Source organism: Streptomyces spinoverrucosus (assembly GCF_015712165.1).
Lineage (GTDB): Bacteria > Actinomycetota > Actinomycetes > Streptomycetales > Streptomycetaceae > Streptomyces > Streptomyces spinoverrucosus_A.
In genome coordinates this window covers 855,798-881,731 of record NZ_JADPZX010000001.1, presented here as the reverse complement: position 1 = coordinate 881,731, position 25,934 = coordinate 855,798, and the positions used below count along the sequence as shown (strand labels likewise).

Annotated in this window: 22 protein-coding genes; 8 read left to right on the top strand and 14 right to left on the bottom strand. The window is 72.0% G+C overall.

What is annotated here, in order from left to right; translation table 11 throughout:
- From I2W78_RS04075 to I2W78_RS04060, 4 genes are read left to right on the top strand one after another with little or no spacing between them, the layout of a single operon-like run.
- Positions 1-954 carry a carbohydrate ABC transporter permease gene (locus I2W78_RS04075; protein WP_196457032.1) on the top strand — a complete coding sequence of 318 codons (954 nt, stop codon included), beginning with the start codon at positions 1-3 and terminating at the stop codon, positions 952-954.
- The gene (locus I2W78_RS04070) at positions 951-1,814 is read left to right on the top strand and encodes a carbohydrate ABC transporter permease (RefSeq protein WP_196457030.1); all 864 of its coding nucleotides are present in this window, start codon (positions 951-953) and stop codon (positions 1,812-1,814) included. Before I2W78_RS04075 ends, I2W78_RS04070 begins: the two co-directional genes overlap by 4 nt.
- Positions 1,815-1,848: 34 nt before the next feature.
- Entirely contained in the window at positions 1,849-3,423 is a 1,575-nt protein-coding gene (locus tag I2W78_RS04065; RefSeq protein ID WP_196457028.1) for a glycoside hydrolase family 13 protein, read from the top strand.
- 48 nt (positions 3,424-3,471) lie between these two features.
- Positions 3,472-5,637 (top strand): discoidin domain-containing protein, encoded by a 2,166-nt coding sequence (locus I2W78_RS04060; protein ID WP_196457026.1) that lies wholly within the window; start codon positions 3,472-3,474, stop codon positions 5,635-5,637.
- Here the strand turns inward: I2W78_RS04060 and I2W78_RS04055 are convergent.
- The 4 genes from I2W78_RS04055 to I2W78_RS04040 are packed head-to-tail and all read right to left on the bottom strand — an operon-like array spanning position 5,609 to position 8,959.
- On the bottom strand, positions 5,609-6,424 hold the full coding sequence (locus tag I2W78_RS04055) for an ABC transporter ATP-binding protein (RefSeq protein WP_196457024.1): 816 nt from the start codon (positions 6,422-6,424) through the stop codon (positions 5,609-5,611). The two genes, I2W78_RS04060 and I2W78_RS04055, sit on opposite strands and share 29 nt — an antisense overlap.
- Before the next feature lie 20 nt (positions 6,425-6,444).
- A complete protein-coding gene (locus I2W78_RS04050) occupies positions 6,445-7,224 on the bottom strand; it encodes an ABC transporter permease (protein WP_196457022.1) in 780 nt (259 codons plus the stop codon).
- The gene (locus I2W78_RS04045) at positions 7,221-7,994 is read right to left on the bottom strand and encodes an ABC transporter permease (RefSeq protein ID WP_196457020.1); all 774 of its coding nucleotides are present in this window, start codon (positions 7,992-7,994) and stop codon (positions 7,221-7,223) included. The genes I2W78_RS04050 and I2W78_RS04045 overlap by 4 nt, the downstream gene beginning before the upstream one ends.
- Positions 7,991-8,959, bottom strand: coding sequence for an ABC transporter substrate-binding protein (locus I2W78_RS04040; protein ID WP_196457018.1), 969 nt, complete (start codon positions 8,957-8,959; stop codon positions 7,991-7,993). Before I2W78_RS04040 ends, I2W78_RS04045 begins: the two co-directional genes overlap by 4 nt.
- Before the next feature lie 167 nt (positions 8,960-9,126).
- On the opposite strand from I2W78_RS04040, the gene I2W78_RS04035 reads away from it, so the two are divergent.
- Positions 9,127-9,954: an IclR family transcriptional regulator domain-containing protein gene (locus tag I2W78_RS04035; RefSeq protein WP_196457016.1), complete on the top strand. Its 828-nt coding sequence runs from the start codon at positions 9,127-9,129 to the stop codon at positions 9,952-9,954.
- Positions 9,955-10,095: 141 nt separating this feature from the next.
- The gene (locus I2W78_RS04030) at positions 10,096-12,147 is read left to right on the top strand and encodes a phosphocholine-specific phospholipase C (RefSeq protein WP_196457014.1); all 2,052 of its coding nucleotides are present in this window, start codon (positions 10,096-10,098) and stop codon (positions 12,145-12,147) included.
- A gap of 19 nt (positions 12,148-12,166) precedes the next feature.
- On the opposite strand, the gene I2W78_RS04025 is transcribed toward I2W78_RS04030, so the two are convergent.
- Positions 12,167-13,060 carry a hypothetical protein gene (locus I2W78_RS04025; protein ID WP_196457011.1) on the bottom strand — a complete coding sequence of 298 codons (894 nt, stop codon included), beginning with the start codon at positions 13,058-13,060 and terminating at the stop codon, positions 12,167-12,169.
- On the bottom strand, positions 13,057-13,851 hold the full coding sequence (locus I2W78_RS04020; RefSeq protein ID WP_196457009.1) for a phosphatase PAP2 family protein: 795 nt from the start codon (positions 13,849-13,851) through the stop codon (positions 13,057-13,059). The genes I2W78_RS04025 and I2W78_RS04020 overlap by 4 nt, the downstream gene beginning before the upstream one ends.
- Before the next feature lie 169 nt (positions 13,852-14,020).
- On the opposite strand from I2W78_RS04020, the gene I2W78_RS04015 reads away from it, so the two are divergent.
- Complete coding sequence (locus I2W78_RS04015) at positions 14,021-14,635, top strand: TetR/AcrR family transcriptional regulator (protein ID WP_196457007.1); 615 nt, start codon at positions 14,021-14,023, stop codon at positions 14,633-14,635.
- A 146-nt stretch (positions 14,636-14,781) separates the two neighbouring features.
- Here I2W78_RS04015 and I2W78_RS04010 read toward each other — a convergent pair whose 3' ends face one another.
- The 3 genes from I2W78_RS04010 to I2W78_RS04000 form a co-directional block, all read right to left on the bottom strand.
- Positions 14,782-15,852, bottom strand: coding sequence for a DUF2510 domain-containing protein (locus tag I2W78_RS04010; RefSeq protein ID WP_196457005.1), 1,071 nt, complete (start codon positions 15,850-15,852; stop codon positions 14,782-14,784).
- Between the two features lie 85 nt (positions 15,853-15,937).
- Positions 15,938-17,092: an anhydro-N-acetylmuramic acid kinase gene (locus I2W78_RS04005; RefSeq protein ID WP_196457003.1), complete on the bottom strand. Its 1,155-nt coding sequence runs from the start codon at positions 17,090-17,092 to the stop codon at positions 15,938-15,940.
- Positions 17,093-17,096: 4 nt separating this feature from the next.
- Positions 17,097-18,386, bottom strand: coding sequence for an MFS transporter (locus tag I2W78_RS04000; protein ID WP_196457001.1), 1,290 nt, complete (start codon positions 18,384-18,386; stop codon positions 17,097-17,099).
- 197 nt (positions 18,387-18,583) lie between these two features.
- On the opposite strand from I2W78_RS04000, the gene I2W78_RS03995 reads away from it, so the two are divergent.
- Positions 18,584-21,259 (top strand): ATP-binding protein, encoded by a 2,676-nt coding sequence (locus I2W78_RS03995; RefSeq protein WP_196456999.1) that lies wholly within the window; start codon positions 18,584-18,586, stop codon positions 21,257-21,259.
- 6 nt (positions 21,260-21,265) lie between these two features.
- Here I2W78_RS03995 and I2W78_RS03990 read toward each other — a convergent pair whose 3' ends face one another.
- The 5 genes from I2W78_RS03990 to pcaH form a co-directional block, all read right to left on the bottom strand.
- Positions 21,266-22,057 carry an SDR family NAD(P)-dependent oxidoreductase gene (locus I2W78_RS03990; protein ID WP_196456997.1) on the bottom strand — a complete coding sequence of 264 codons (792 nt, stop codon included), beginning with the start codon at positions 22,055-22,057 and terminating at the stop codon, positions 21,266-21,268.
- A gap of 70 nt (positions 22,058-22,127) precedes the next feature.
- Positions 22,128-23,252, bottom strand: coding sequence for a bifunctional 3-oxoadipate enol-lactonase/4-carboxymuconolactone decarboxylase PcaDC (gene pcaDC, locus I2W78_RS03985; RefSeq protein ID WP_196456995.1), 1,125 nt, complete (start codon positions 23,250-23,252; stop codon positions 22,128-22,130).
- Positions 23,249-24,544 carry a 3-carboxy-cis,cis-muconate cycloisomerase gene (gene pcaB / locus I2W78_RS03980; protein ID WP_196456994.1) on the bottom strand — a complete coding sequence of 432 codons (1,296 nt, stop codon included), beginning with the start codon at positions 24,542-24,544 and terminating at the stop codon, positions 23,249-23,251. Before pcaB ends, pcaDC begins: the two co-directional genes overlap by 4 nt.
- Positions 24,541-25,146, bottom strand: coding sequence for a protocatechuate 3,4-dioxygenase subunit alpha (pcaG, locus tag I2W78_RS03975; RefSeq protein ID WP_196456993.1), 606 nt, complete (start codon positions 25,144-25,146; stop codon positions 24,541-24,543). Before pcaG ends, pcaB begins: the two co-directional genes overlap by 4 nt.
- A gap of 5 nt (positions 25,147-25,151) precedes the next feature.
- Positions 25,152-25,925: a protocatechuate 3,4-dioxygenase subunit beta gene (pcaH, locus tag I2W78_RS03970; RefSeq protein WP_196456991.1), complete on the bottom strand. Its 774-nt coding sequence runs from the start codon at positions 25,923-25,925 to the stop codon at positions 25,152-25,154.
- Between the last annotated feature and the right edge of the window lie 9 nt (positions 25,926-25,934).

The window sequence follows — 25,934 nt, the reverse complement described above, 5'->3', positions numbered from 1 at the left end:
ATGACCAAGACGGCTCAGCGGCGGACCGTGGAGAAGGTCACGGTCCGCCCGGTGCGGGCGAAGCCTCCCGAACGAGGTGCCGGGCGTCGCCTACCGGACCAGCTGCGCGCCTACGCCTTCCTGCTCGGCGGCCTCGTCTGCTTCGGCCTGTTCTCCTGGTACCCGGCGCTCCGCGCCATCGTGATCGCCTTCCAGAAGTACACGCCGGGCGCCCCGCCCGAGTGGGTCGGCACCGCCAACTTCACCCGCGTCCTCGACGACCCGGAGTTCGCCGCCGCCTGGCGCAACACCCTCACCTTCACCCTGCTCGCCCTGCTGATCGGCTTCGCGATCCCCTTCGTGCTGGCGCTGGTCCTCAACGAACTCCGGCACGCCAAGGCCTTCTTCCGGGTGGTCGTCTACCTCCCGGTGATGATCCCGCCGGTGGTCAGCGCCCTGCTGTGGAAGTGGTTCTACGACCCCGGCACCGGCCTCGCCAACGAGGTGCTGCGCTTTCTGCACCTGCCCACGTCGAACTGGTCCAACGGCGCCGACACCGCCCTGGTCTCCCTCGTCATCGTCGCCACCTGGGCCAACATGGGCGGCACGGTCCTGATCTACCTGGCCGCCCTGCAGTCCATCCCCGGCGAGCTGTACGAGGCGGCCGAGCTGGACGGCGCGAACCTGCTGCAACGCGTACGGCACGTCACGATCCCGCAGACCCGGTTCGTGATCCTGATGCTGATGCTCCTGCAGATCATCGCCACCATGCAGGTCTTCACCGAGCCGTTCGTCATCACCGGCGGCGGCCCGGAGAACGCCACGGTCACCGTCCTGTACCTCATCTACAAGTACGCCTTCCTCTACAACGACTTCGGCGGCGCCTGCGCCCTCAGCGTGATGCTGCTCGTCTTCCTCGGCATCTTCTCCGCGATCTATCTGCGGCTCACCCGCTCCGAAGGGGAGGACGCATGAGCAGCACCCGCACCCTTGTCTCCCCGGCCGCCCTGGCCCGCCCGCGCGGCCGTGCCGTCTACTGGACGGTCTTCACCTCCGTTGTGCTGCTCTTCGCGCTCGCCTTCCTGTTCCCCGTGTACTGGATGGCGACCGGCGCGATGAAGTCGCCCGACGAGGTGGCGCAGACCCCGCCCACCCTCGTCCCGAAGGAGTGGCACCTCCGCGGCTACACCGACGCCTGGGACCTGATGCAGCTGCCGACCCACCTGTGGAACACGGTGGTCCAGGCGGCCGGCGCCTGGCTGTTCCAGCTGGTGCTGTGCACGGCCGCCGCCTACGCCCTGTCCAAGCTGAGGCCGGTGTTCGGAAAGGTGATCCTCGGCGGCATCCTCGCCACGCTCATGGTCCCGGCCCAGGCCCTCGTCGTACCGAAGTACCTGACGGTCGCCGATCTGGGCCTGCTCAACGACCCCCTCGCCATCTGGCTGCCGGCGGTCGCCAACGCCTTCAACCTCTACCTCCTGAAGCGGTTCTTCGACCAGATCCCGCGTGATGTGCTGGAGGCCGCCGAGATCGACGGCGCCGGGAAGCTGCGCACCCTGTGGTCGATCGTGCTGCCCATGTCGCGGCCGGTGCTCGGCGTCGTGTCGATCTTCGCGCTGGTCGCGGTCTGGCAGGACTTCCTGTGGCCGTTGATGGTCTTCTCGGACACCGACAAGCAGCCGATCAGCGTGGCACTCGTGCAGTTGTCGCAGAACATCCAGCTGACCGTGCTCATCGCCGCGATGGTGATCGCCAGCATCCCGATGGTCGCGATGTTCCTGATCTTCCAGCGCCACATCATCGCCGGAATCAGCGCGGGCAGCACGAAGGGCTGACACCGCCCCTCACCGACACAGAAAGGCAGGCACAGTGGGACAGCCCACCCATGCCCTCACGCAGACCGACTGGTGGCGGACGGCCGTCATCTACCAGGTGTACGTCCGCAGCTTCGCGGACGGCGACGGCGACGGCACCGGCGACCTCGCGGGCGTCCGCGCCCGCCTGCCGTACCTCGCCGACCTCGGCGTGGACGCGCTGTGGTTCACGCCCTGGTACCTGTCACCGCTGAAGGACGGCGGCTACGACGTCGCCGACTACCGAGCCATCGACCCGGCCTTCGGCACCCTCGCCGAGGCGGAGAAGCTGATCGCCGAGGCCCGCGAACTGGGCATCCGCACGATCGTCGACATCGTGCCGAACCATGTGTCCGACCAGCACGTCTGGTTCCGGGCGGCGCTGCGGGGCGGCCCGGAGCGGGAACTGTTCCACTTCCGCGAAGGCCGGGGTGAGCTGCCGCCGAACGACTGGCGGTCCGAGTTCGGCGGACCCGCCTGGACCCGGCTGCCCGACGGCGACTGGTACCTCCACCTCTTCGCCCCCGAGCAGCCCGACCTCAACTGGTCCCACCCGGCCGTCCGCCAGGAACACGAGGACATCCTGCGGTTCTGGTTCGAGCGCGGAGTCGCCGGCGTTCGTATCGACTCCGCGGCCCTCCTCGTCAAGGACCCCCGGCTGCCGGACTTCGTTGAGGGCCGCGACCCGCACCCGTACGTCGACCGCGACGAACTCCACGACGTCTACCGCTCCTGGCGGCGGATCGCCGACGAGCACGGCGGCATCTTCGTCGGCGAGGTCTGGCTCCCCGACACCGAACGCTTCGCCCGCTATCTGCGCCCCGACGAACTCCACACCGCCTTCAACTTCTCCTTCCTCTCCTGCCCCTGGGACGCCGACCGCCTGCGCACCTCGATCGACGAGACGCTCGCCGAGCACGCACCGGTCGGCGCGCCCGCCACCTGGGTGCTGTGCAACCACGACGTGACCCGCACGGTCACCCGCTACGGCCGCGAGGACACCGCCTTCGACTTCGCCACCAAGGCCTTCGGCACCCCCACCGACCTCGCCCTCGGCACCCGCCGCGCCCGCGCCGCCGCCCTGCTCTCGCTGGCGCTGCCCGGCGCGGTCTACGTCTACCAGGGCGAGGAACTGGGCCTGCCCGAGGCCGACATCCCGCGCGACCGCATCGAGGACCCGATGCACTTCCGCTCCGGCGGCACCGACCCGGGCCGGGACGGCTGCCGGGTGCCGCTGCCGTGGGTCGCCGACGCGCCGCACGCGGGGTTCGGCGGAGAGCCGTGGCTGCCCCAGCCCGCTGACTGGGCGTCGTACGCCGCCGACCGTCAGGCCCAGGACCCGGCCTCGATGCTCGGCCTCTACCGCCACGCGATCCGTCTCCGCCCCGTCTTCGGCGACGGCCCCCTGACCTGGCTGCCCGCCCCGGACGGCGTCCTCGCCTTCACCCGCGCGGACGGCGTGACGTGCCTGGTGAACCTCGCCGACACCCCCGCCGACCTGCCCGCGCACACAGAACTTCTGCTCGGCAGCGGCCCGTTGGACGACCAGGGCCGACTGCCGAAGGACACCGCGGTGTGGCTGCGTACCTGACACCGCGAGGCGCTATCCCCGTCACCCCCAACACGAAGGGATCAGCACATGCACAGGCACACGCTCAGATCATCGGCCGTCGCGACGACCGTCGCCCTGGCCGCCGGCATGCTCGTCGCCCTCGGCGCACCCACCGCCCACGCCGCCGCGGGCGCCACCCTGCCCTTCACGTCCGTCGAGGCCGAGTCCGCCACCACCACCGGCGCGAAGATCGGCCCCGACTACACCCAGGGCACCCTCGCCTCGGAGGCCTCCGGCCGCCAGGCGGTACGCCTCACCGCCGGCCAGCGCGTCGAGTTCACCGTGCCCCGCGCGGCCAACGCCGTGAACGTCGCCTACAGCGTCCCCGACGGCCAGTCCGGCACGCTGAACGTCTACGTCAACGGCACCAGGCTGGCGAAGACCATCGCCGTCACGTCCAAGTACTCGTACGTCGACACCCCCTGGATCCCGGGCGCGAGGACCCACCACTTCTACGACAACGCCCGGCTGCTGCTCGGCCAGAACGTGCAGGCCGGCGACAAGGTGGCGTTCGAGGCGACCGGCACGCAGGTCACCGTCGACGTCGCCGACTTCGAGCAGGCCGCCGGGCCCGTCGGCCAGCCCGCCGGGTCGGTCTCCGTCGTCTCGCACGGCGCCGACCCGACCGGTCAGGGCGACTCCACCCAGGCCTTCCGCAACGCCATCGCCGCCGCACAGGGCGGGGTGGTGTGGATCCCGCCGGGTGAGTACCGGCTGACCTCGTCCCTGAACGGCGTACAGAACGTCACCCTCCAGGGCGCCGGTCACTGGCACTCGGTCGTGCGCACCTCCCGCTTCATCGACCAGTCCAGCAGCTCCGGCAACGTGCACATCAAGAACTTCGCCGTCATCGGCGAGGTGACCGAGCGCGTCGACTCCAACCCGGACAACTTCGTCAACGGGTCGCTGGGCCCGAACAGTTCGGTCTCCGGCATGTGGCTGCAGCACCTCAAGGTCGGCCTGTGGCTGATGGGCAACAACGACAACCTGGTCGTCGAGAACAGCCGCTTCCTCGACATGACCGCCGACGGCCTCAACCTCAACGGCAACGCGCGCGGGGTCAAGGTCCGCAACAACTTCCTGCGCAACCAGGGCGACGACGCCCTCGCCATGTGGTCGCTGCACTCGCCCGACACCAACAGCAGCTTCGAGAACAACACGATCACCCAGCCGAACCTCGCCAACGGCATCGCGATCTACGGCGGCACCGACATCACCGTCAGCAACAACCTGATCTCCGACACCAACGCCCTCGGCAGCGGCATCGCGATCTCCAACCAGAAGTTCCTCGACCCCTTCCACCCGCTGGCCGGCACGATCACGGTCGACGGCAACACGCTCGTGCGCACGGGCGCGATGAACCCCAACTGGAACCACCCGATGAGCGCGCTGCGCGTCGACTCGTACGACAGCGCCATCGAGGCGAACGTCCGGATCACCAACACGACGATCACCGACAGCCCCTACAGCGCCTTCGAGTTCGTCTCGGGCAGTGGGCGCGGCTTCGCCGCGAAGAACGTCACCGTGGACGGCGCCACCGTCCGCAACACCGGCACGGTCGTCGTCCAGGCCGAGACCCAGGGCGCCGCCACCTTCCGCAACGTCACCGCCACCGGCGTCGGCGCCGCGGGCATCTACAACTGCCCCTACCCGACCGGTTCCGGCACCTTCACCCTCACCGACGGCGGCGGCAACTCGGGCTGGAGCAGCACCTGGTCGGACTGCTCGACCTGGCCCCAGCCCGGCCAGGGCAACCCGGACCCCGACCCCACCCGCAACCTCGCCCTGGGCCGCCAGGCCACCGCGACCGGCCACCAGGACGTGTACACGGCGGGCAAGGCGGTCGACGGCGACGCGAACAGCTACTGGGAGTCGGCGAACCACGCCTTCCCGCAGGCCCTGACCGTCGACCTCGGCTCCCCGCAGGCCGTCCGCCGACTCGTCCTGAAGCTGCCGCCCTCCCCGGCCTGGGGCGCCCGTACCCAGACCTTCTCCGTGCAGGGCAGCACCGACGGCTCGTCCTACTCCACGGTGGTCGGCTCCCAGGGCCACCGCTTCGACCCGGCGACCGGCAACACGGTCACCGTCTCGCTGCCCAGCGGCACGAACCTGCGCTATCTGCGGCTGCACGTGACCGCCAACACCGGCTGGCCGGCGGGCCAGTTCAGTGAGGTGGAGGCGTATCTGTCCTAGCCTCCCTCTTGGCCACGGACACCCCGCGCTTCGCCGCCTGCACCTGCTCGTACACATGGGTGCGCAGGTCGGCGAAGCGCGGGGACACCCGTGTGCGCACCTGGTCGCGCGCGTCCGGCAGATCGACCTTCAGCTGCTCCTGTACGACGGTGGGGGAGGCGGACAGCACGAGCACCCGTTGACCGAGGTACACGGCCTCGTCGATGTCGTGGGTGACGAACAGGATCGTCATCCCGCGCTCCCGCCACAGCCGCCGCACCAGATCCTCCAGGTCGGCCCGGGTCTGCGCGTCCACCGCCGCGAACGGCTCGTCCATCAGCAGCACGTCCGGCTCGTACGCCAGCGCCCGGGCGATGGCCACCCGCTGCTGCATACCGCCGGACAACTGCCAGGGATACGCCCCGGCGGCCTCCGTGAGCCCGACCGAGTCGAGCGCGTCCGCGACCAGTGCGCGACGATCCCGCTTGCTCAAGCCCTTCTGTTTCAACGGCAGTTCGACGTTCTCACCGACCCGCATCCAGGGGAACAGGCTCCGCCCGTACTCCTGGAACACGAACGCCATCCCGGGCGGCGGCCCGCTCACCGCCCGTCCCGCCAGCCGCACCTGGCCGGCCGTCGGCGTGAGCAGCCCGCCCACGCACTTCAGCAGGGTCGTCTTGCCGCAGCCGGACGGGCCGACGAGGCAGACCAGTTCACCGGCCTCGACGGTGAAGGTGAGGTCGCGCACCGCCTCCACGCGCCGTCCGGACCCCTCGTACACCTTCTTCAGTCCGCGTACGTCGAGCATGGTCCGCCCTTTCGGATGGGTCACCGGGACCGCCGGGAGGATGCGCGCAGCCCGTGGTACCAGCCGAGCGCCCGCCGCTCGACCAATCGGAAGACCACGGAGAGCAGAAAGCCGAGCAGCCCGAGAAGCAGGATCCCGGTCCACATGTCGGGGATCGCGAAGCCGCGCTGGAACTGCACGATGGTGAAGCCGAGCCCGTTGCTCGCGGCGAACATCTCGCTGATGACCATGAGGATGATCCCGACGGACAGCGCCTGCCGCAGTCCCGCGAAGATCTGCGGGCTCGCCGAGCGCAGCACCACGTGCCGCAGCCGGGCCACGCCCGTGATGCCGTACGAGCGGGCCGTCTGAGCCGTCACCGCGTCCACCGCCCGCACGCCCTCGACGGTGTTGAGCAGGACCGGCCAGACACAGCCGCTCGCGATGACCGCGACCTTCATGATGTCGCCGATACCCGCGAACAGCATGATGACCGGCACGAGCACGGGTGGCGGGACCGCCCGCAGAAACTCCAGGACCGGCTCGCACACCGCCCGCACCCACGGGGACGACCCGATCAGCGTGCCCAGCGCCACGCCCACCACGGCCGCCGTCGCGTACCCGCCCGCCAGCCGCAGCAGGCTGGGCAGCACGTCGGCCCGCAGCCGCTCGCCGGTCCACACGTCAGGAAACGCCTGAAGGATCGTCCGCAGCGGCGGCCAGTACACGTTCGTACTCCCGGCGGAGGCCAGCCACCACACCGTGACGAGTACGGCGGGCAGGGCGACCACCAGGACGAGACGCGGCAGGACGCGGCTCACACCGTCACCTCCCCGCGCACCGACTGGTGCCAGGCCAGCGCCCGCCGCTCCACCGTCCGCGCGCCCACGTTGATCAGCAGCCCGAGCAGACCCGTGACCACGATCAGCGCGTACATCTCTGGCACCGCCTGCGAGGTCTGCGCGACCGCGATGCGCGCGCCCAGACCCGGGGCGCCGATGACGAGTTCGGCGGTGAGGGCGAGGATCAGCGCGACGGCCGCGGCCAGTCGCACGCCGGTCATGACGTACGGCAGCGCGCTCGGCCACAGCACGTGCCGGATGCGGGCCCAGGTGCCGAGACCGTACGACCGTGCCGTCTCGTCGGCGACGGGGTCGACGTCCTGGACGCCGTACAGGACCTGGATCAGTACCTGCCAGAACGCGGCGTACACGACGAGGAGGAGGACCGAGCGGAGCTCCGTGCCGTAGAGCAGGACGGCGAGCGGGATCAGCGCCACGGACGGGATCGGGCGCAGGAACTCGATCGTCGAGGCCGTCGCCTCGCGCAGATACGGCACGATCGAGAGCACCACCCCGGCCAGGATTCCGGCGCCCACCGCGATCGCGAGGCCGAGCGCCCAGCCGGTGAGGGTGTCGCCGAGGGCCGTCCAGAAGGTGCCCTCCGCGAGCTCCGCGCCGAGGGCGTCGGCGATGCGGCTGGTGGGCGGGAAGTAGGCGTCCTCGACCAGGCCTAGGCGCGGCACCGCCTCGCCCAGGGCGAGGAAGGCCGCGAGCCCGGCCGCGCCCAGTGCGGCGTTCGTGGCCCTCACGGCAGCAGCTTGTCCAGGTCAGGGGTGGACTTGAACAGGCCGTCGGCCTGGCCGAGCTTCATCAGCGCCTCGATGGAGGCGCGGTTCGGCTCCGCCGGCCACTTCGGCAGGGTCACCTGCTCCAGCACGTCCGGCGGGATCTTGGTGTACGTGGTGACGATCTCGCGGACCTCCTGCGGGTGGGAGTCGGCGTACGCGAGGGACTCGGCGGTGGCGTCCTGGAACTTCTTCACGACCTGAGGGTTCTGCTGCGCGTACCGCGTCGAGGTGAAGTACATGGCGATGGTGAGGTCCGGCGCCACGTCGATGAACGGCGAGGTGATCTCGCGGCCGCCCTGGCTCTTGACGGTGGCGAGCGCCGGTTCGACGACCATGGCGGCGTCGATCCGCCCGCCGTCGAGGGCGGCCGGCATCTGGTCGAAGGCCAGCTCGACGAACTCCACCTGGTCCGGGTCGCCGCCCGCCTTGGTGACCGAGGCCCGCACGGCGGTCTCGTTGATGTTCTTCAGCGTGTTGATGGCGACCTTCCTGCCCTGAAGGTCCTTCGCCGTCCTGATGTCGCTGTCCTGCTGCACGGTGATGGCGCCGAAGTCCTTGCCCCGCACGCCGGTCGAGGCGATGCCGTTGACGACGGCCTGGACGGGCACGTTCGTGGACTGGGCGATCATCAGCGAGGTCATGTTGGAGAACCCGAACTGGAACTGGCCGCTGACCACTCCGGGCACGATCGCGGCGCCGCCCTGTGCCGGGCTCATCTCCAGTTTCAGGCCGTGCTTGGCGAAGATGCCCCGCTGCTGGCCGAGGTAGAGCGGGGCCACGTCGACGATGGGGATCAGCCCCACCTTGACCGTGGTGATGCCGCCGGAGCCGGAACTCCCGGGCGACGCGGAGTCGTCGGAGGCGCCGCAGGCCGCCGTGACGAGCAGCAGGGCACCGGCGATGAGACCGGCGAGTGGACGACGCATGGCTCCTCCTGTACGGGCAACGCACGGGCAACGGTGTTCCGACAGGCTGTGCGCACAGCGCACAGTGGTGCTCATTCGGTACTCAGCCGGAAAGTAGAACCACCACGACCGTCGGGTCAATGCCCTTGTCGTACAAGGTTGTTGACAATCCATCACGGGAGGCGACCATGTCCGCCGCAGTCCGCGCACCGCACTTCGTGAGGTCCTTCGAACGCGGCCTCGCGGTGATCCGCTCCTTCGACGCCGAGCATCCCGCCCGCACCCTCAGCGAGGTCGCCCGTGCCTGCGGACTCACCCGCGCCGCCGCCCGCCGGCTGCTGCTGACCCTGGTCGACCTCGGCTACGTCCACACCGACGGCCGCCTCTTCCGGCTCACCCCACGGGTGCTGGAACTCGGCTACTCCTACCTCGCCGGGCTCACCCTGCCGCAGCTCGCCACCCCGCATCTGGAGCGGCTCGTCGCCGAACTGCGGGAGTCGTCCTCGCTGTGCGTGCTGGACGGTGACGAGGTGGTGTACGTGGCGCGGGTCCCGGCCCGCCGGATCATGTCCGAGACGATCACCGTGGGGACCCGTTTCCCGGCGCACGTCACCTCGGTGGGCCGGGTGATCGTCGCGCATCTGCCCGAGGAGGAGCTCGACGCCCGGCTGGCCCGCGCCGAGCTGCGTCCGCTGACCGGCCGCACGATCACCTCGCCGGACGCCCTGCGCGCCGAACTGCGCCGGGTGCGCCGGCAGGGCTACGCGCTCGTCGACCAGGAACTGGAGGAAGGGCTGCGCTCGGTGGCCGCGCCGGTGCGCGACCGGGACGGGACGGTCGTCGCCGCCGTGAACATCGCCGTGCACGCCGGCCGTACGTCGGTCGCCTCCGTACGCCGGGATCTGCTGCCACATCTGCGGGCCACGGTGGCCCGGATCGAGGCCGACCTGCGCGGCACCCGGGAGGCCCGTGCCGTTTCGCCACATGACGCCCGGAATGACGGAGACACTCCCTGACGCACCCCGCGTACTCACGACTTTCACAAGGGCGCCATCAGACCCTTCCCTGACGTTTGGTGCTCTTGGAACACTCCTTCCGCGCGCATTCCGTCATCACCCGGCCGGTAGAACTCCCTCAGGACGAGAGGTCCCTCACTCATGCCCGAAGTCAACCGGCGCAAGTTCCTCCAGATCGCGGGGGCCACCACGGCCTTCACCGCCCTGGCGAGCAGCATCGAGCGGGCCGCCGCACTGCCGGCCAACCACCGCAAGGGGACGATCGAGGACGTCGAGCACATCGTCGTCCTGATGCAGGAGAACCGTTCCTTTGACCACTACTTCGGCAGGCTGCGCGGCGTCCGCGGCTTCGGGGACCCGCGCCCCGTGACGCTCGACAACGGCAAGTCGATCTGGCACCAGGCGGACGGCGGCAAGGAAGTGCTGCCCTTCCACCCGGACGCCGACGACCTCGGTATGCAGTTCCTGGAGGGCCTGCCGCACGGCTGGAACGACGGCCAGCAGGCCTACAACGGGGGCAAGTACGACAAGTGGCTGCCCGCCAAGGGCACCACGACCATGGCGTACCTGACCCGCGAGGACATCCCGTTCCACTACGCCCTCGCCGACACCTTCACGGTGTGCGACGCCTACCACTGCTCGTTCATCGGCTCCACCGACCCGAACCGCTACTACATGTGGTCCGGCTACACGGGCAACGACGGCAAGGGCGGCGGCCCGGTCCTCGGCAACGACGAGCTGGGCTACGACTGGACGACGTACCCCGAGCGTCTGGAGCAGGCCGGCATCTCCTGGAAGATCTACCAGGACATCGGCGACGGCCTGGACGCGGCCGGCTCGTGGGGCTGGATCAACGACGCCTACCGCGGCAACTACGGCGACAACTCGCTGCTGTACTTCAACAAGTACCGGAACGCCAAGCCCGGCGACCCCTGGTACGACAAGGCCCGCACCGGCACCGACGTCAAGAACGGCGACGGCTACTTCGACCAGCTCCTGGCGGACGTCAAGGCCGACCGGCTGCCGCAGATCTCCTGGATCGCCGCCCCCGAGGCCTTCACCGAGCACTCCAACTGGCCGACGAACTACGGCGCCTGGTACATCGCCAAGGTCCTGGACGCGCTCACCTCCAACCCCGAGGTGTGGGCGAAGACGGCCCTGTTCATCACGTACGACGAGAACGACGGCTTCTTCGACCACGTGGTGCCGCCGCTGCCGCCGAAGTCCGCCGCGCAGGGCAAGTCCACGGTCGACGTCTCCCTGGACCTCTACCCGGGCGACAGCAAGCGCCCAGCCGGCCCCTACGGTCTCGGCCCGCGCGTGCCGATGCTGGTCGTCTCGCCGTGGAGCAAGGGCGGTTACGTCTGCTCCGAGACCCTCGACCACACCTCGATCGTCCGCTTCATGGAGCGCCGCTTCGGCGTCGAGGAGCCGAACATCTCGCCCTGGCGGCGCGCCATCTGCGGTGACCTGACGTCGGCGTTCGACTTCTCCCGCAAGGACACCAAGCCGACCGCGCTGCCCGACACCGACGCCTACGAGCCGCCGGACCGCGAGCGCCACCCCGACTACCGGCCGACGCCGCCGGCCGACCCGGACATGCCGAAGCAGGAGCGGGGCCTGCGCCGGGCCCGCCCGCTGAAGTACGCCCCGCTGGTCGACGGTGCGGTGGACGCGGCCACCGGGAAGTTCACGCTGACCTTCGCCTCCGGCGCCAAGGCCGGTGCCGCGTTCCTGGTCACCTCCGGCAACCGCACCGACGGGCCCTGGCAGTACACCACCGAGGCCGGCAAGAGCATCTCCGACACCTGGAACTCGGCGTACTCCAAGGGCTCCTACGACCTGACCGTGCACGGCCCCAACGGCTTCGTGCGCGCCTTCAAGGGCGCGAACAAGGTGGCCGGCCCGGAGGTCACCGCCCGGCACTTCGGTGACGACGTCGTGCTCACCTTCACCAACACCGGCTCCGGCACCGCGCAGCTGAAGCTGGCCAACGGCTACACGGGCCGCACGAAGACCCTGAAGGTGCGCCCCGGTTCGACGGTCAAGCACGTCGTCGACCTGTCGGCGAGCCGCCGCTGGTACGACGTGACGGTCACGTCCGACGCCGACCCGGCGTTCCTGCGGCGCTTCGCGGGACACGTCGAGAACGGGCGCCCGGGTGTGAGCGACCCGGCGATCATCACGGAGTAGCCGCCGTTCGCAGCGGCGCTCACAGTGGCGTCAGGTGCCCCGGCCGCGGTTGCCGGGGCACCAGCGTTTCCGGGCCGGGCATCGCCGGGCGGTCGTCCGGTGCCGTCCGGGACAGCAGCACCACGCCCCACGACGCCAGCAGCGCCCCCGCGAGCGCCACCAGTACGCCCGCCACGCCGCCCTGGAGCCGTTCGCCCAGCAGGGAGAGCCCGATCACCGCGGCCGCCACCGGGTTGCTCAGCGTCACCACCGCCAGCGGGCCGCCGAGCCCGCCCCGGTAGGCGGTCTGGGACAGCAGCAGGCCGCCGGTCGCGAACACCGCGACCAGCAGCGCCACACCGACGACCTGGGCGCTGAGCAGCGGCCCCGAGTCGTCCGTCGCGGCCACCGTCACCGTCTGGGTGAGGGCGGAGCCGACCCCCGAGGCGACCCCGGACGCGGTGGCGTGCCGCAGGCCGGGCCGGGCGCCTGGCCAGGCCAGCGCGCCGATCAGCACCGACGCCGATCCCGCGACGGCCAGCGCCTCGCTCACGCCGAGCACGTCGTCGGGCGCGGGCCCGGACGCCATGACCAGCAGCGCGCCCAACCCGACCAGGGTGAAGGCGGTGCCCCGCCACTCCACTGCGCTGACCCGCCGCCCCGCGAGCCGTGCCCCCATCGGCACCGCCGCGACCAGCGTCAGCGCCCCCAGCGGCTGCACCACCGTGAGCGGGCCGTACTTCAGGGCGACGACGTGCAGCAGCGCGCCGGAGGCGTTCAGTGCCACCGACACCCACCACGCCGCCCTGCCCAGCAGCCGCAGCACCCCCGAGCCGGAGGAGCGGGCGGCGAGCCGTTCCTGGGCGACGGCGGCGGCCGCGTAGGCGACGGCGGAGAACAGCGACAGCACCACGGCGAGCACGGTCGCGCTCATCGGCCGGCCTCCACGAGCGCGGGCGCCTTCGGCCGTACGACGTGCCGGGCGTCGTCCGTGGGTCTCGGTGCCGTCCGGTGCGGGGGACGGACCACTGCCAGCGCGCCGCCGAGCAGCGCTCCCGCCACGATCGCGTCGAGCCAGAAGTGGTTCGCCGTGCCCACGATCACCAGCAGGGTCAGCAGCGGGTGCAGCAGCCACAGCCACCGCCACCGTGACCGGGTGGCGACGATCATTCCGATCGCCACCATCAGAGCCCAGCCGAAGTGCAGCGAGGGCATCGCCGCGAACTGGTTGGACAGGGTGTCGGTGTCCGGCGACCCGTACACCGACGGCCCGTACACCCGCCCGGTGTCCACCAGCCCCGTCGCCGCGAGCATCCGCGGCGGCGCGAGCGGGAACGTCAGATGCAGCACCAGCGCGGCCGCGGTGACCGCGGCGAGCACCCGGCGGGCCCAGACGTAGTGGCCCGGGCGCCGCAGGTACAGCCAGACGAGGAGGGCCGCGGTCGCCGGGAAGTGGACGGTGGCGTAGTAGGCGTTCGCCAGGCGCACCAGGGTGTCGCCGTGCAGCAGCAGGGACTGCACCGCGCCCTCGCCCGGGAGATGGAGGGCTCGTTCGAGGTCCCACACCCGGTGTGCGTTGCGGAAGGCCTCGCGGGTGTGGTCGGTCGCCAGCAGCCGGCCGAACTTGTAGACGAGGAAGAGTCCCGCGACCAGCAGGAACTCCCGTACGAGAGGAGGCCGCGCTATCGCGGCGTCCTCATCGGCAGGCTCGGTGCGGGCATTCATCCCCCGGCCCCTTCGCTGACGGTGGTGCAAAGTTCTCATCGATACGGTGTCGTACCGATACGTCAGTGTACCGATACGGCCGAGTACCGGTACACTGACGTATCGATTGCGTGAGACACACTGGACTGCGGGCCTCCTGGCCGCAGAACGGGAACGAGGAGACGGACCGATGACCTCGCAGGCCGCGGACCGACCGGACACGGTCGGCGCCTCGCGCCGCTCCAAGCTGACCCGCGAGCGTGAGCAGGAGTTCTTCGACGCGGTGATCGAGCAGATCCGCCAGTGCGGCTACGACGCCGTGACCATGGACGGCGTCGCCACCAGCACGCGGTGCAGCAAGTCCACGCTGTACCGGCAGTGGAAGACCAAGCCCCAGTTCGTGGCGGCGGCTCTGCGCTCCCGGCGCCGGGTGGGCTTCGCCGGCATCGACACCGGCTCACTGGCCGAGGATCTGCGGCAGGCCGCGCGGACGGTGGGGGAGTGGTCCGGCCGGGACCACCGGCTCGTCCAGGCGCTCGGCCACGCGGTCATGGAGGACAAGGAGCTGGCGCAGGCGCTGCGCGAGGCGCTCGTCGAACCGGAGATCGCCGCGATCGAGGAGATCCTGCGTCGAGGGGTGGAGCGCGGGGAGATCGCCGCCGACCATCCGGCGCTGCCGTACGTGGCCGCGCAGATGTTCGGCGTGCTGCGGGTACGGCCCATCCTGGAGGGCCGGGACGCCGACCCGGACTATCTGCTGACGTTCGTGGAGGCCGCCGTACTGCCGGCGCTCGACCTCGAGTGAAGACCCAGGCCGCGTCGTCCAAGGGATAACGGGACGACCGGCCTGCTCGCGCCGCACCGTGGGGACGGGGGCGGCGCACCCCGACCGGGTGGGGTACCTCTGGAGCGGAGGGGTACCCCACCCGGCCGAACACCACCGTGCGTCATTCAGACGCTCTGCCCGTTGCCCCCGCCGGACGACGCCTTGATGCCCTTGGTGATGTCGTCGAGGAGGGACACCTTCTGGTCGGCGTCGATGCCGAAGCGGACCACGACCAGCTGCTGGGAGTCGGCGGGCGAGGGGAAGACGAGCGACTCGACCAGGCCGTCGGCGCCCTTGCTGGTGATCGCCTTCCAGCGGACCAGGTAGCCCTTCTGCCCGGCCACGGTCACCGCCTTGGACGCCAGCACCTCGTGCGAGGTGATCTTCCCGTAGCTGTTGCCGCCGTACGACTCCTCGGCGTTCGCCTCGATGTCCGCCTTCGCGACCTCCTCCGGCGTGTCGCCCTTGGTGCCCAGCACCAGGGCCGGCGCCGAGTACGCGCCGCCCTTCGTGCACGACTTGGACGTGTCGCCGGGGCAGTCGTAGCTGTCGTCGGACGTCATCTGCGCGCCCACGCTGAAGGACTGGCCGGTCCAGCCCTCCGGCACGGGCAGGCTGATCCCGTTCACCGGGTCGGACAGCGTGCCGCCGCCCTCGACCTCCGGCGCCTGCGACCCCTCGGGCGCCGGGGACTCCCCGCCGCCGGAGCCGCCCGAGTCGCCGAACGGCCCGTCCTGCCCGCCGCCGGGACCGCCGTCCTGCCCGCCCGACCCCTGCTGCTGCGAGTCGGCGCGGCTCGCACCGACGCCGTCGTCCTTCGTCAGCGCGTACACGCCGATGCCGATGCTGGCGAGGACCGCGGCCGCCACCGCGACCGCTGTCCCGGTCCGCAGGGCACGCCGCCGCCCGCCCGGCGGCTGGACCGGATACCCGGGATACCCCGGATGACCTGGAAACGCCTGGTACCCCGGATGCCCAGGAGCCGTCGGTCCTTCCGGACGGGCGGGAAACGCCGACTGCGTCTGCTGCGCGTCGGCGGCCGGTGGAGGCCCCGCCGGGGGATCCCAGCCCGCGGCCGACCCCGCCGGACGGGTCTGGTCCGTCCATGCCTTGCCGTCCCACCAGCGCACGGTGGCGGGACCGTCACTTGTCTGCCCGGGGTCGGGGTACCACCCGGGAGGAGTCTCCTGCGTCATGCCCCCACCGTATGAGGCCTCGGTGAAAGCGGGATGAGAGGGTTCCGTCCCGCAGGGCACCCGAACCGCAGAGGTTGACGCCCGGTCATTCCAGCACCAGCCGCACCGGCCCCTCCCGGACGGCCGCAGGAAGCGGCAGCCCGTCCCGCCCCGGCGTCACCGACCCCAGCACACTCGGATGCCGGGCCCCCGTGCTCGCCGGGACCGTGCCGGGCAGCCCGTGCGCCGTCAGGAACCCCAGCACCGCGAACGCGTACGCCTCCTTCGCGTCCGACGGCAGCCCGAGCTCGTCGGAGCGGCGCACGGCCACGCCCGGCAGCTGCCCTGCGAGCATCCGCATCAGCACCGGATTGCGGGTGCCGCCACCGGACGCGATGACCTCCGTGGCGCCCACCGTGCGCACGGCGTCGGCGACCGTGCGCGCGGTGAGGTGAGTGAGCGTCGCGATCACGTCCTCGGCGGGCAGCGTGCCGACCCCGGCCAGCGCCTCGTGCAGATAGCCGACGTGGAACAGCTCCTTGCCGGTCGTCTTGGGCGCGGGCCGCGCGTAGTAGGGCTCCGCCAGCAGCCGCTCCAGCAGCTCCGGACGGATACGGCCGCCGGCGGCCAGGGCGCCGTCCACGTCGTACGCCAGCCGTCCGCCGCTGAAACCGTGGGCTGCCGCGTCGATGAGCGCGCACCCCGGCCCGGTGTCGAAGGCCGTCCCGTCGGTTGCGGTGAGATTGGCGATGCCGCCGAGGTTGAGGGCGACCGGTGTGCCCGGGCGGCCGCGCAGCCACAGCAGGTCGACCAGGCTCACCAGAGGTGCGCCCTGCCCCCCGGCGGCGATGTCCCGGGGCCGGAAGTCGGCGACCACGGGCAGTCCGGTCGCCTCGGCGATCCACGCGGGCTGCCCGAGCTGCAGGGTGCCGCGCACCCGGCCGTCGTCGACCCAGTGGTACACCGTCTGCCCGTGCGAGGCCACCAACTCCGCCCGCCCGTCGCACAGTTCACGATCGGCTCGCACGGTCGCCGCCGCGAAGGCCTGCCCGATCCGGGTGTCGAGCCGGCACACCTGGGCCAGCGACGTGGTCCCCGGCGGCAGCGCCGCCGCGAGCGCCGCCCGCAGTTCGTCGTCGTACCGCTCGCTCACCATGCCGAGCGGCTTCAGCACGAGGCTGTCACCGACGAGGCTCAGCTCGGCCGCCGCCGCGTCGATGGCGTCGTACGACGTGCCGGACATCAGCCCGATGACCCGCATCCGATCAACTCGCCTTCCTCGAAGTGCCCTTCGCCGGGAGCGTGGCGAGGGCCAGCACGCTGACCGCGCAGGTGGCCGCCGCGTAGTACGCGGGGATGTCCACGTCGCCGGTCCGCTCGATCGTCTCCGTGATGATGAGCCCGGCACAGCCCGAGAACACCGCATTGGACAGGGCGTAGGCGAGTCCCAGACCGGTGTAGCGCACGGTCGTCGGGAACATCTCCGACAGCATCGCCGGGCCCGGCCCCGCCATCAGCCCCACGACCGCGCCCGCGGCGAACACGGCCAGGCCCTTGACGGCGGTGGCGGTGCCCGGGTCCTGGAGCAGGTTCAGCAGCGGTACCGCCAGGACCACCACCAGCAGCGCCCCGGTCAGCATCACGGCCCGCCGCCCCACCCGGTCGCTGAGCAGCCCCGCCGGGATGATCGTCACCGCGAAGCCCAGGTTGGCCAGCACGGTGGCGACCAGCGCCTGCTGGAAGCTCGCGTCGAGGCTGTTCTGCAGGTAGGACGGCAGCACGACCAGGAAGGTGTACCCGGCCGCCGCCCAGCCCATGATCCGTCCGGCGCCCAGCGCGATGGCCCGCACGACCTCACGCGCGGGCGGCCGCTGAAGCTCCCCCTGCTGGCTGAACGCCGGTGTCTCCTCCAGCCGCAGCCTCAGCCACAGCGCGCCCAGCCCCATCGGCAGCGTCAGCAGGAACGGCAGCCGCCAGCCCCAGTCGCCCAGCTGATCCTCCGTCAGCACGGTGGCCAGCAGCGCTGCCGCACCCGCCCCGCCGAGCAGCCCCAGCGCGACGGTGAACGACTGCCACGAGCCGTACAGCCCGCGCTTGCCCGGCGGCGCGAACTCGGTCATCACCGACACCGCGCCACCGAACTCACCGCCCGCCGAGAGGCCCTGAAGAACCCTCAGGAAGGTGAGCAGCCAGGGTGCGAGAGCCCCCACCGTCTCGTACGTCGGCAGCGCCCCGATCAGCGTGGTCGCGCCCGTCATCAGTCCGATCACCAGGATCAGCACCGGACGCCGGCCGATCCGGTCGCCCAGCCGTCCGAACAGGGCCGCCCCGACGGGCCGGAAGAAGAACGCCAGGGCGAAGGAGGCGTACGTCTTCACCAGCGCCTCGACCTCGCTGCCGCCCTCGGGCGTGAAGAAGCGGGCCGCGATGACGGTGGCGAAGTAGCCGTAGACGCCGAACTCGTACCACTCGATGAAGTTGCCCACCGAGCCCGCGACCAGCGCCCTGCGGGACCGCTCCGGTCTGGTACCGGCCACCTTCGCTGGCGCGTTCATCGCGTGCCTCCTGTCCGGTCGCCGCTGTTGGACGCGATTTAGGAAAATTAGCGTCAGTTCATGGGGTGTTGACTGTCAATAACTTTCACGAGGCCGTCACCCGTGGCGGCAACACTGCCCCGACCACCCACCGCCGGACCTGCCGTGGGGCTACGCTCGCCCTGTACGTCGTTCGGGCGACTTGGGGAGGTAGCGGGATGACGGAGGTACCGCCTGCGGCGGGCGCCTCGGCTTTCCTGTGGGAGCGCGACACGGAGGTCGCCGCGGTCGTCGAGGCGATCGACGCCCTGTGCGCGGACCGCTCGTCGACGGGCGGACTGCTGGTGTTCCGGGGCGAGGCCGGACTCGGCAAGACCGCGCTGCTCGCCGAGACCCGCCGGCTGGCCGAGGAACGCGGCTGCACGGTGTGGTCCGCACGCGGCGGCGAGACCCTCAGGTCCGTCCCCTTCAACGTCGTACGCCAACTGCTGCAACCCGCCCTCGTCTCCCTGCTGCCCGAGGAGGCCCGGGAGTACCTGGGCGACTGGTACGACATCGCCGGCCCCGCCCTCGGCATCGCGGACCCCGGCGGGCGGCGGGCCGACCCGCAGGGCGTGTGCGACGGGCTCGTCGCCGCCGTGCGCCGGCTGGCCAAGCGGGACTGGCCACTGGTGCTGCTGATCGACGACGCGCACTGGGCCGACCAGGAGACACTGCACTGGCTCGCCGCGTTCGCCGAGCGGCTGCACGACCTGTCCGTGCTGGTCGTGGTGGCCCGCAGGCCCGGCGAAGTGACCGGTGAGAGCGCCCGCCACCTCGACGCGATCGCCGCCGCCGCGGGCGGCCCGGAGACCACGCTGAGCGCCCTCACCCCGGACGCCACCGCGGGCCTCACCCGCGCGACCGTCGGCCCGCACGCCGACGCCCCGTTCTGCCGCGAGGTCTGGGCCGTCACCGGAGGCAACCCCTACGAGACCGTCGAACTCCTCGCCAAGGTCCAGGACAGTGAGCTGGAGCCGACCGAGCCGTCGGCCGGTGAACTGCGCGCCCTGAACCGCTCGGCGCGCGGCGGCGGACTCGTCGCCCGCCTCGAAGGGCTCGGCATCGACGCGACCCGGTTCGCCTGGGCGGCCGCCATCCTCGGCACCGGCATCTCCGTCGGCCTGGTCGCCCGGCTCACCGCCATGCGCCCCGAACAGGCCCTGCGCTGCGCCGAGTTACTGTGCACGGCCCGGATCCTCACCGCCCCCGACCCGGCGGGCGCACCGGCCGGCGGCGACATGGAGTTCGTCCACCCACTGATCGCCACCGCCGTCTACAACTCCATCCCCGACGCCCTGCGCACCGCCATGCACGGCATCGCCGCGCAGATCGTCACCGACTCCGGCCGTGGCGCCGCGGCCGCCTCCCGGCATCTGCTCCAGGTCCACCCGGACGACGACGCCGAACTCGTCGACCAGCTGCGCGAGGCCGCCCGCGAACACCTCGCCGTCGGCGCCCCCGACGCCGCCCGCCGCTGCCTGGAGCGCGCCCTGAAGGAACCGCCCCGGCCCGACGTGCACGCGCGCGTGCTCTACGAACTCGGCTGCGCCACCCTGCTCACCGCGCCCGCCCGGACCATCGACCACCTCCAGAGCGCGCTCGCCATGCCCGGCCTCGACGGCCCCGCCCGCGTCGACGCCGTCTTCCGCCTCTCCCAGGCCCTGCTCCACAACGACCAGCTGGAACAGGCCGTCCGCACGGTCGAGGCCGAGGCCGCCCGGCACGAGGAGGGGCCCGCCCGGATGCGGCTGCGGGCCGTGCAGTACATGTGGGAGGGCATCTACGCCGGTGAGGCGTCCAGCCCCGGACGCTCCGAGCGGCTCGCCGACCTCGCCCGCACCTGCACCGGCCGCGACAACTCCGAGCGCGCGCTGCTCATCCTGCGCGGCTTCGACGCCATGACCCACGGCGAGAACGCCGAGGAGGTCGTCGAGGTGTGCGACCGCGCCCTCGTCAACGGCCGGCTCGCCCCCGGCCTCGGCTGGACCGACACCGAGTGGGGCATAGAACTGCTGATGATGCTCGGCAGCTCCTACGCCTACGCCGACCGCCTCGACCGCGCCGAGAACCTGTTCGCCGACGCCCTGCGCACCTACACCACGGCCGGCTGGAGCGGCGGCCACCTCGCCCTCGCCAACGCCTTCCTCGGCCTCGCCTTCCGCAGGCAGGGCCGCCTGAAGGACGCCGAGACCGTCCTGCGCGCATCCCTGCGCCTCGCCGAACGGGTCGGCCGTGGACTGCCCCTGTACTGGTCGGCGACCTGCGGACTGGTCGACACCCTGCTCGCCCGCGGGCATGTGCAGCAGGCCTGGACGATCGCCGAGCGGTACGGCTTCGCCCCGCCCTACCCGTCCACGATCGTCCTCCCCGACACCCGCTCGGTACGCGGCCGGCTGCTGCTCGCCGTGGGCCGGACCGAGGACGGGATCAACGAACTGGAGGCCGCCGAGAAGGCCGCCGCCGCGCGCGGTGGTCACAACCCGGTGCTGGCCCCGTGGACCATCGACCTGACCGGTGCCCTCGCCACCCAGGACCCGACCCGCGCCGCCCGGCTCGCCGCCGACGCCCGTCGCCAGGCCGAGCGGTTCGGCACCGACACCGCCATCGGCGAGGCCCTGCGCTGCGCCGCCCGCCTGGAGACCGGCCAGCGCAAGGTGCGCCTGGCCGCCCAGGCGGTCACCTACCTGGAGGCCTCGCCCTGCCAGTACGAGCACGCCGCCGCCCGTATCGAGTACGGGCTCGCCGCCCGCTCCACCACCGAACTCAACCGGGGCCTGACGCTGGCCCGTTCCTGCGGGGCGGACGGGCTGGCCCGGCAGGCGAGGGAGGGGCTGGCGGAGCTGGAGGCGTAGGGCCTGTCACATGCTGAGCAACTGGTCGGTGACCGCCGCCAGCCGCTTGCGCGCCTGCGGGTCGTACGCCGTCTCGTGCGCCCGGGCCGCGGTGGTGCCGTCGAAGTAGCCGCCGGATCCCATGTCCCGGGTGGCCAGGGCCAGGACTCCGGGTGCGCCGTCGGCGACCGAGTTCCACGGGGTGATCCCGCCCTCGCGGACCATCGCCGTGTCCATGAAGGTCGCCGGGTGCAGCACGTTCACCGCGACGCCGGTGCCCGCCAGCTCCTCGGCGAGGGTGAGCGTCCACGCGGCCAGCGCGAACTTGCTGCGGCAGTACGCCGAGAAGCCCTCGTAGCCGCGGGCGAACTCGGGGTCGCCGAAGTCGAGCGGTTCCTGACCGGCCGAGCCGACGTTCACGATCCGGGCGGGCGCGTTCGCGCGGAGCACCGGCAGCAGGGCACGGGTGAGCGTGACCGGCGCGAGATAGTTCACCGCGAGGCGCAGCTCGTGCCCGTCGGCGCTCAGCTCACGCCCCGCCTCGCGCGGACCGCTGCCCACTCCGGCGTTGTTGACCAGCACGTCCAGCTCGGGATGGGCCTCGGCGACCCGCGCGCCCAGCTCGCGCACCTCGGCCAGCGAGGCCAGATCGGCGACGAACCCCTCGGCCGCGCCCTCGGTCCGCAGCTCGGCGACGAGCCGTTCGGTACGGCCCGGATCGCGGCCGTGCGCGAGGACGCGGTGCCCGGAACGCACCAGCTCGAAGGCGACGAACCGGCCGAGCCCCGAGGTGGCGCCGGTGATCAGAACAGTGGACATACCTCCACCCTAGGCACGCCGTCCACCCCGCTACGAGGTGCTGCTGAGGCTACGACCAGCAGGGTCACCCTCAGGGCCGGTCGCCGTCGTCCTCCTCCGCCAGCACCCGCCGGGCCGCGGCGAACGCCGAGTTCGCCGCCGGCACCCCGCAGTACACCGCCGTCTGCAGCAGCACCGCCCCGATCTCCTCGGGCGTGAGTCCGTTGCGCCGCGCCGCCCGGACGTGCATGGCCAGCTCCTCGTAGTGGCCGTGCGCCACCAGCGCGGTCAGCGTGATCATGCTGCGTTCGCGGCGGGAGAGCGTCGGGTCGGTCCAGATCTCGCCCCATGCGTAGCGCGAGATGAAGTCCTGGAAGCGTGCGGTGAAGGGGGTCTGCCGCGCCTGCGCCCGGTCGACGTGCGGGTCGCCCAGCACCTCACGCCGTACCTTCATGCCGCGCCGGGCGGGCCCGTCCAGGTGCGCCCGCAGAGCCGTGAGTACCGCCTCGGGGCACTGCGCGGGCGCCAGATGGGAGGCGCCGGGAATCTCCACCAGGGTCGCCCCCGGCACGGCGTCCGCGATCTGACGCAGATGCGCGGGCGGCGTCGCCGGGTCCTCACGGCCCGCGATCAGCAGCGTCGGCGCGGAGATCTCCGCGAGCCGCTCCCGCAGGTCGAACGCGGCGAGCGCGTCACAGCAGGCCGCGTACGCCTCCGGGTCGGCGTCCCGGTGGTCCCGCACCAGCCGGGGCACGGTGAACCCGGGCGTGAACCAGCGGGCGTCCGCGCCCTCGGCGAGCGCGGCGAGCCCCTCGCGCCGCACCAGCGCGGCCCGGTCCTGCCACGGCTTCGCCCCGTTGAAGTGGGCCGACGAGCAGATCACCGCGAGGGACGACACCCGCTGAGGGTGATGCACGGCGAGGTGCAGCCCCACCGCACCGCCCAGCGACACCCCCGCGTACGCGAACCGGTCCACGCCCAGCGAGTCGGCGAGCGCGAGCACCAGGTCGGCGAGGTCACCGACGGTGGCGCCCGCCGCGATCAGTTCCGCCGCCGAGCCGCCGTGCCCCGGCAGGTCCCAGCGGATCACCCGGTGGCTGACGGACAGCTCGGGCGCGACCTGGTCCCACAGGGCGTACGAGGTGCCCAGCGAGGGCCCGAGGAGCAGCGGGGGCGCGGAGGCGGCCCCTTCGGCACGGTGGTTGAGCAGCTTCAACGTCGCTCCAGAGCACGATCGACAAGAGTTCCGGCGGAGCCGGTGTAGTGGGCGGGATCGAGGTCGACGTCCCGCAGTTCCGGCGCCTCGGCCAAGGGGTGCCCCTCGGCGGCCAGTCGGGTGAGCAGCTCCTTGGCCCGGGACCGGCCCAGCACGGGCGCGAGTTCGGCCGACAGCCGCTCCGAGACGATCAACCCCTCGGTGAGATCCAGGTGTTCGCGCATGGTCTCCGGTCGGACCCGGAGCCCGTCGGCCAGTTCGGCGGCGTCCCGGGCGGCTCCGCCGGCCAGCCGCAGCAGCTCCCGGAGCGGCTCCCACTCGGCATGCCAGGCCCCGGCCGGCCGCTCGTCCTCCGCGACCAGCGAGGCGTACAGCGTGGCGGCGAGCTGCGGCGCCCGCCGGGCCGCGGCGGCGATCAGGGTGGACCGTACGGGATTGGCCTTGTGCGGCATCGCTGACGAACCCCCGCCACTGCGCTCGGCGACCTCGGCGATCTCGGTCCGGGACAGGGTGAGGACATCGGCGGCCATCTTGCCGAGCGCCCCGACCGTCACCGCCAGACACCCGGCGAGGTCCGCGAGGGGGGTCCGCAGCGTGTGCCAGGGCAGGTCCAGCGGCTGCAGGCCGAGTTCATGGGCGTACGCCGCCGACAGAGCGGTGGGATCACTCGCGCCGTACGCCCCGAACGCCGCCAACGTCCCGGCCGCACCGCCGAGTTGGGCGGGCAGCACGTCCCGTACGGCCGCCACCCGGTCCCGCGCGTCCAGCGCCAGGGACCGCCAGCCGGCCGCCTTCAGGCCGAACGTCGTCGGTACGGCGTGCTGGGTGAGCGTGCGGCCCGGCATCGGCGTGTCGCGGTGCTCGGCGGCCAGCCGGGCCAGCGCCCGCTCGGTGCGGGCGAGGTCGGCCAGGATCAGGTTCAGGGTGCGCGCGGCGACCAGCATGGTCGCCGTGTCCATGATGTCCTGGCTGGTCGCACCCCGATGGACGTACGGCCCGTACTCCGTACCGACCGCCTTCGTCAGATCGGCGACCAGCGGGATGACCGGATTGCCGCCGCCACGGGCGCGCTCCGCCAGGGACCGTACGTCGTACCGGCCGGCGTCGGCCGCCTCGGTGACCGCCGTGGCCGCCTCGGCCGGGGCCAGCCCGAGTGCGGCCTGCGCGCGGGTCAGGGCCGCCTCCGCGTCGAGCAGGGCCTGCAGGTAGGCGGTGTCGCTCGTCGCGGACGCGGCGGGGGAGCCTGCCCACCCGGGGGCGAGCAGGCCGGTGTCGGGAACCGCAGAAGTCACTGGAACTCCAGGAAGACCGTCTCGCCTTCGCCCTGAAGGCGGATGTCGAAACGGTAGGTGCCCTCGCGCTCGGCATGTGCGACCAGCGTGTCGCGGCGTGCCTCCGCCAGCCGGGACAGCAGCGGGTCCGCGGCCAGCGCGGCCTCGTCGCCCGGCAGATAGATCCGCGTGAACAGGTGCACCAGCAGTCCGCGTGCGAAGACGCACACACTGAGGTACGGGGCGCTGCTCCCGCGCGCGCCCGGGCGGAGCGTACGGGCGTACCAGTGGCCGCTCGCGTCCGTCTGGACGCGCCCCCAGCCGGTGAACTCGACGCCGCCCCGGCCGAGGAAGCCGCCGGACGCCGGGTCGCGGCGCATCGAGCCGTCCACCTGGGGCAGCCTGCCCTCCGGGTCCGGGCCCCACAGCTCCACGAAGGCGTCGGGCAGCGGCGCGCCCTCGCCGTCGGTGATGTGTCCGTGCAGGGTGATCGTGTCCGGGTGCCCGGCGGGCGCGATGTCCTCGCCGCCGGGGAAGGGCAGCGCGTACCCGTAGAACGGGCCCACCGTGTGCGACGGGGTGGGCAGCACGTTCTCCGGGCTGCTGGTGTCGATCTTCGTCATGGGGGTCAGCGTCCCTCTTCCATCCAGGTGGCGTGCGGGCCGTCGAGCACGATGTCCCAGTGGTAGCCCAGCGAGAACTCCGGCACCGACAGGCCGTGGTCGTAGGTGGCGACCAGCCGCTGCCGGGCGGCGTCGTCCGTCACGGACTGCAGGATCGGGTCGTACGCGAAGAGCGGGTCGTTGGGGAAGTACATCTGCGTCACCAGCCGCTGCGTGAACGCCGTACCGAAGACCGAGAAGTGGATGTGTGCCGGGCGCCAGGCGCCCACGTGGTTGCGCCACGGGTAGGGGCCGGGCTGGACGGTGGTGAACCTGTAGCAGCCGTCGGCGTCGGTGAGGGTGCGGCCCACGCCGGTGAAGTTGGGGTCCAGCGGGGCGTCGTGCTGCTCGCGCTGGTGGGCGTAGCGCCCGGCCGAGTTGGCCTGCCAGATCTCGACGAGCTGACCGCGGATCGGCCGCCCGGCGCGGTCCAGCAGGCGGCCGGAGACGGTGATGCGCTCACCGATCGGCTCACCGGTGTGCTGCCGGGTCAGATCGTTGTCGATCTCGGTGATGTCCCGCTCGCCGAAGGCGGGGGAGGCGAGCTCCACCAGCTCCGGGTCCCGGGCCACGTCGATCGCGACCAGCGGCTGCTTCGGGTGCCGCAGCAGCGAGGACCGGTACGGGGCGTAGTCCCGGCGCGGGTGGTGCTCGACGGGCCCGCCGTCGGCGACGCGCTTCTCGTAGGCCGCGTGCTCGGCCGCTATCTCCTGGTCGATGTCGTGCTGAGTGAGAGCCATGACAGTTCC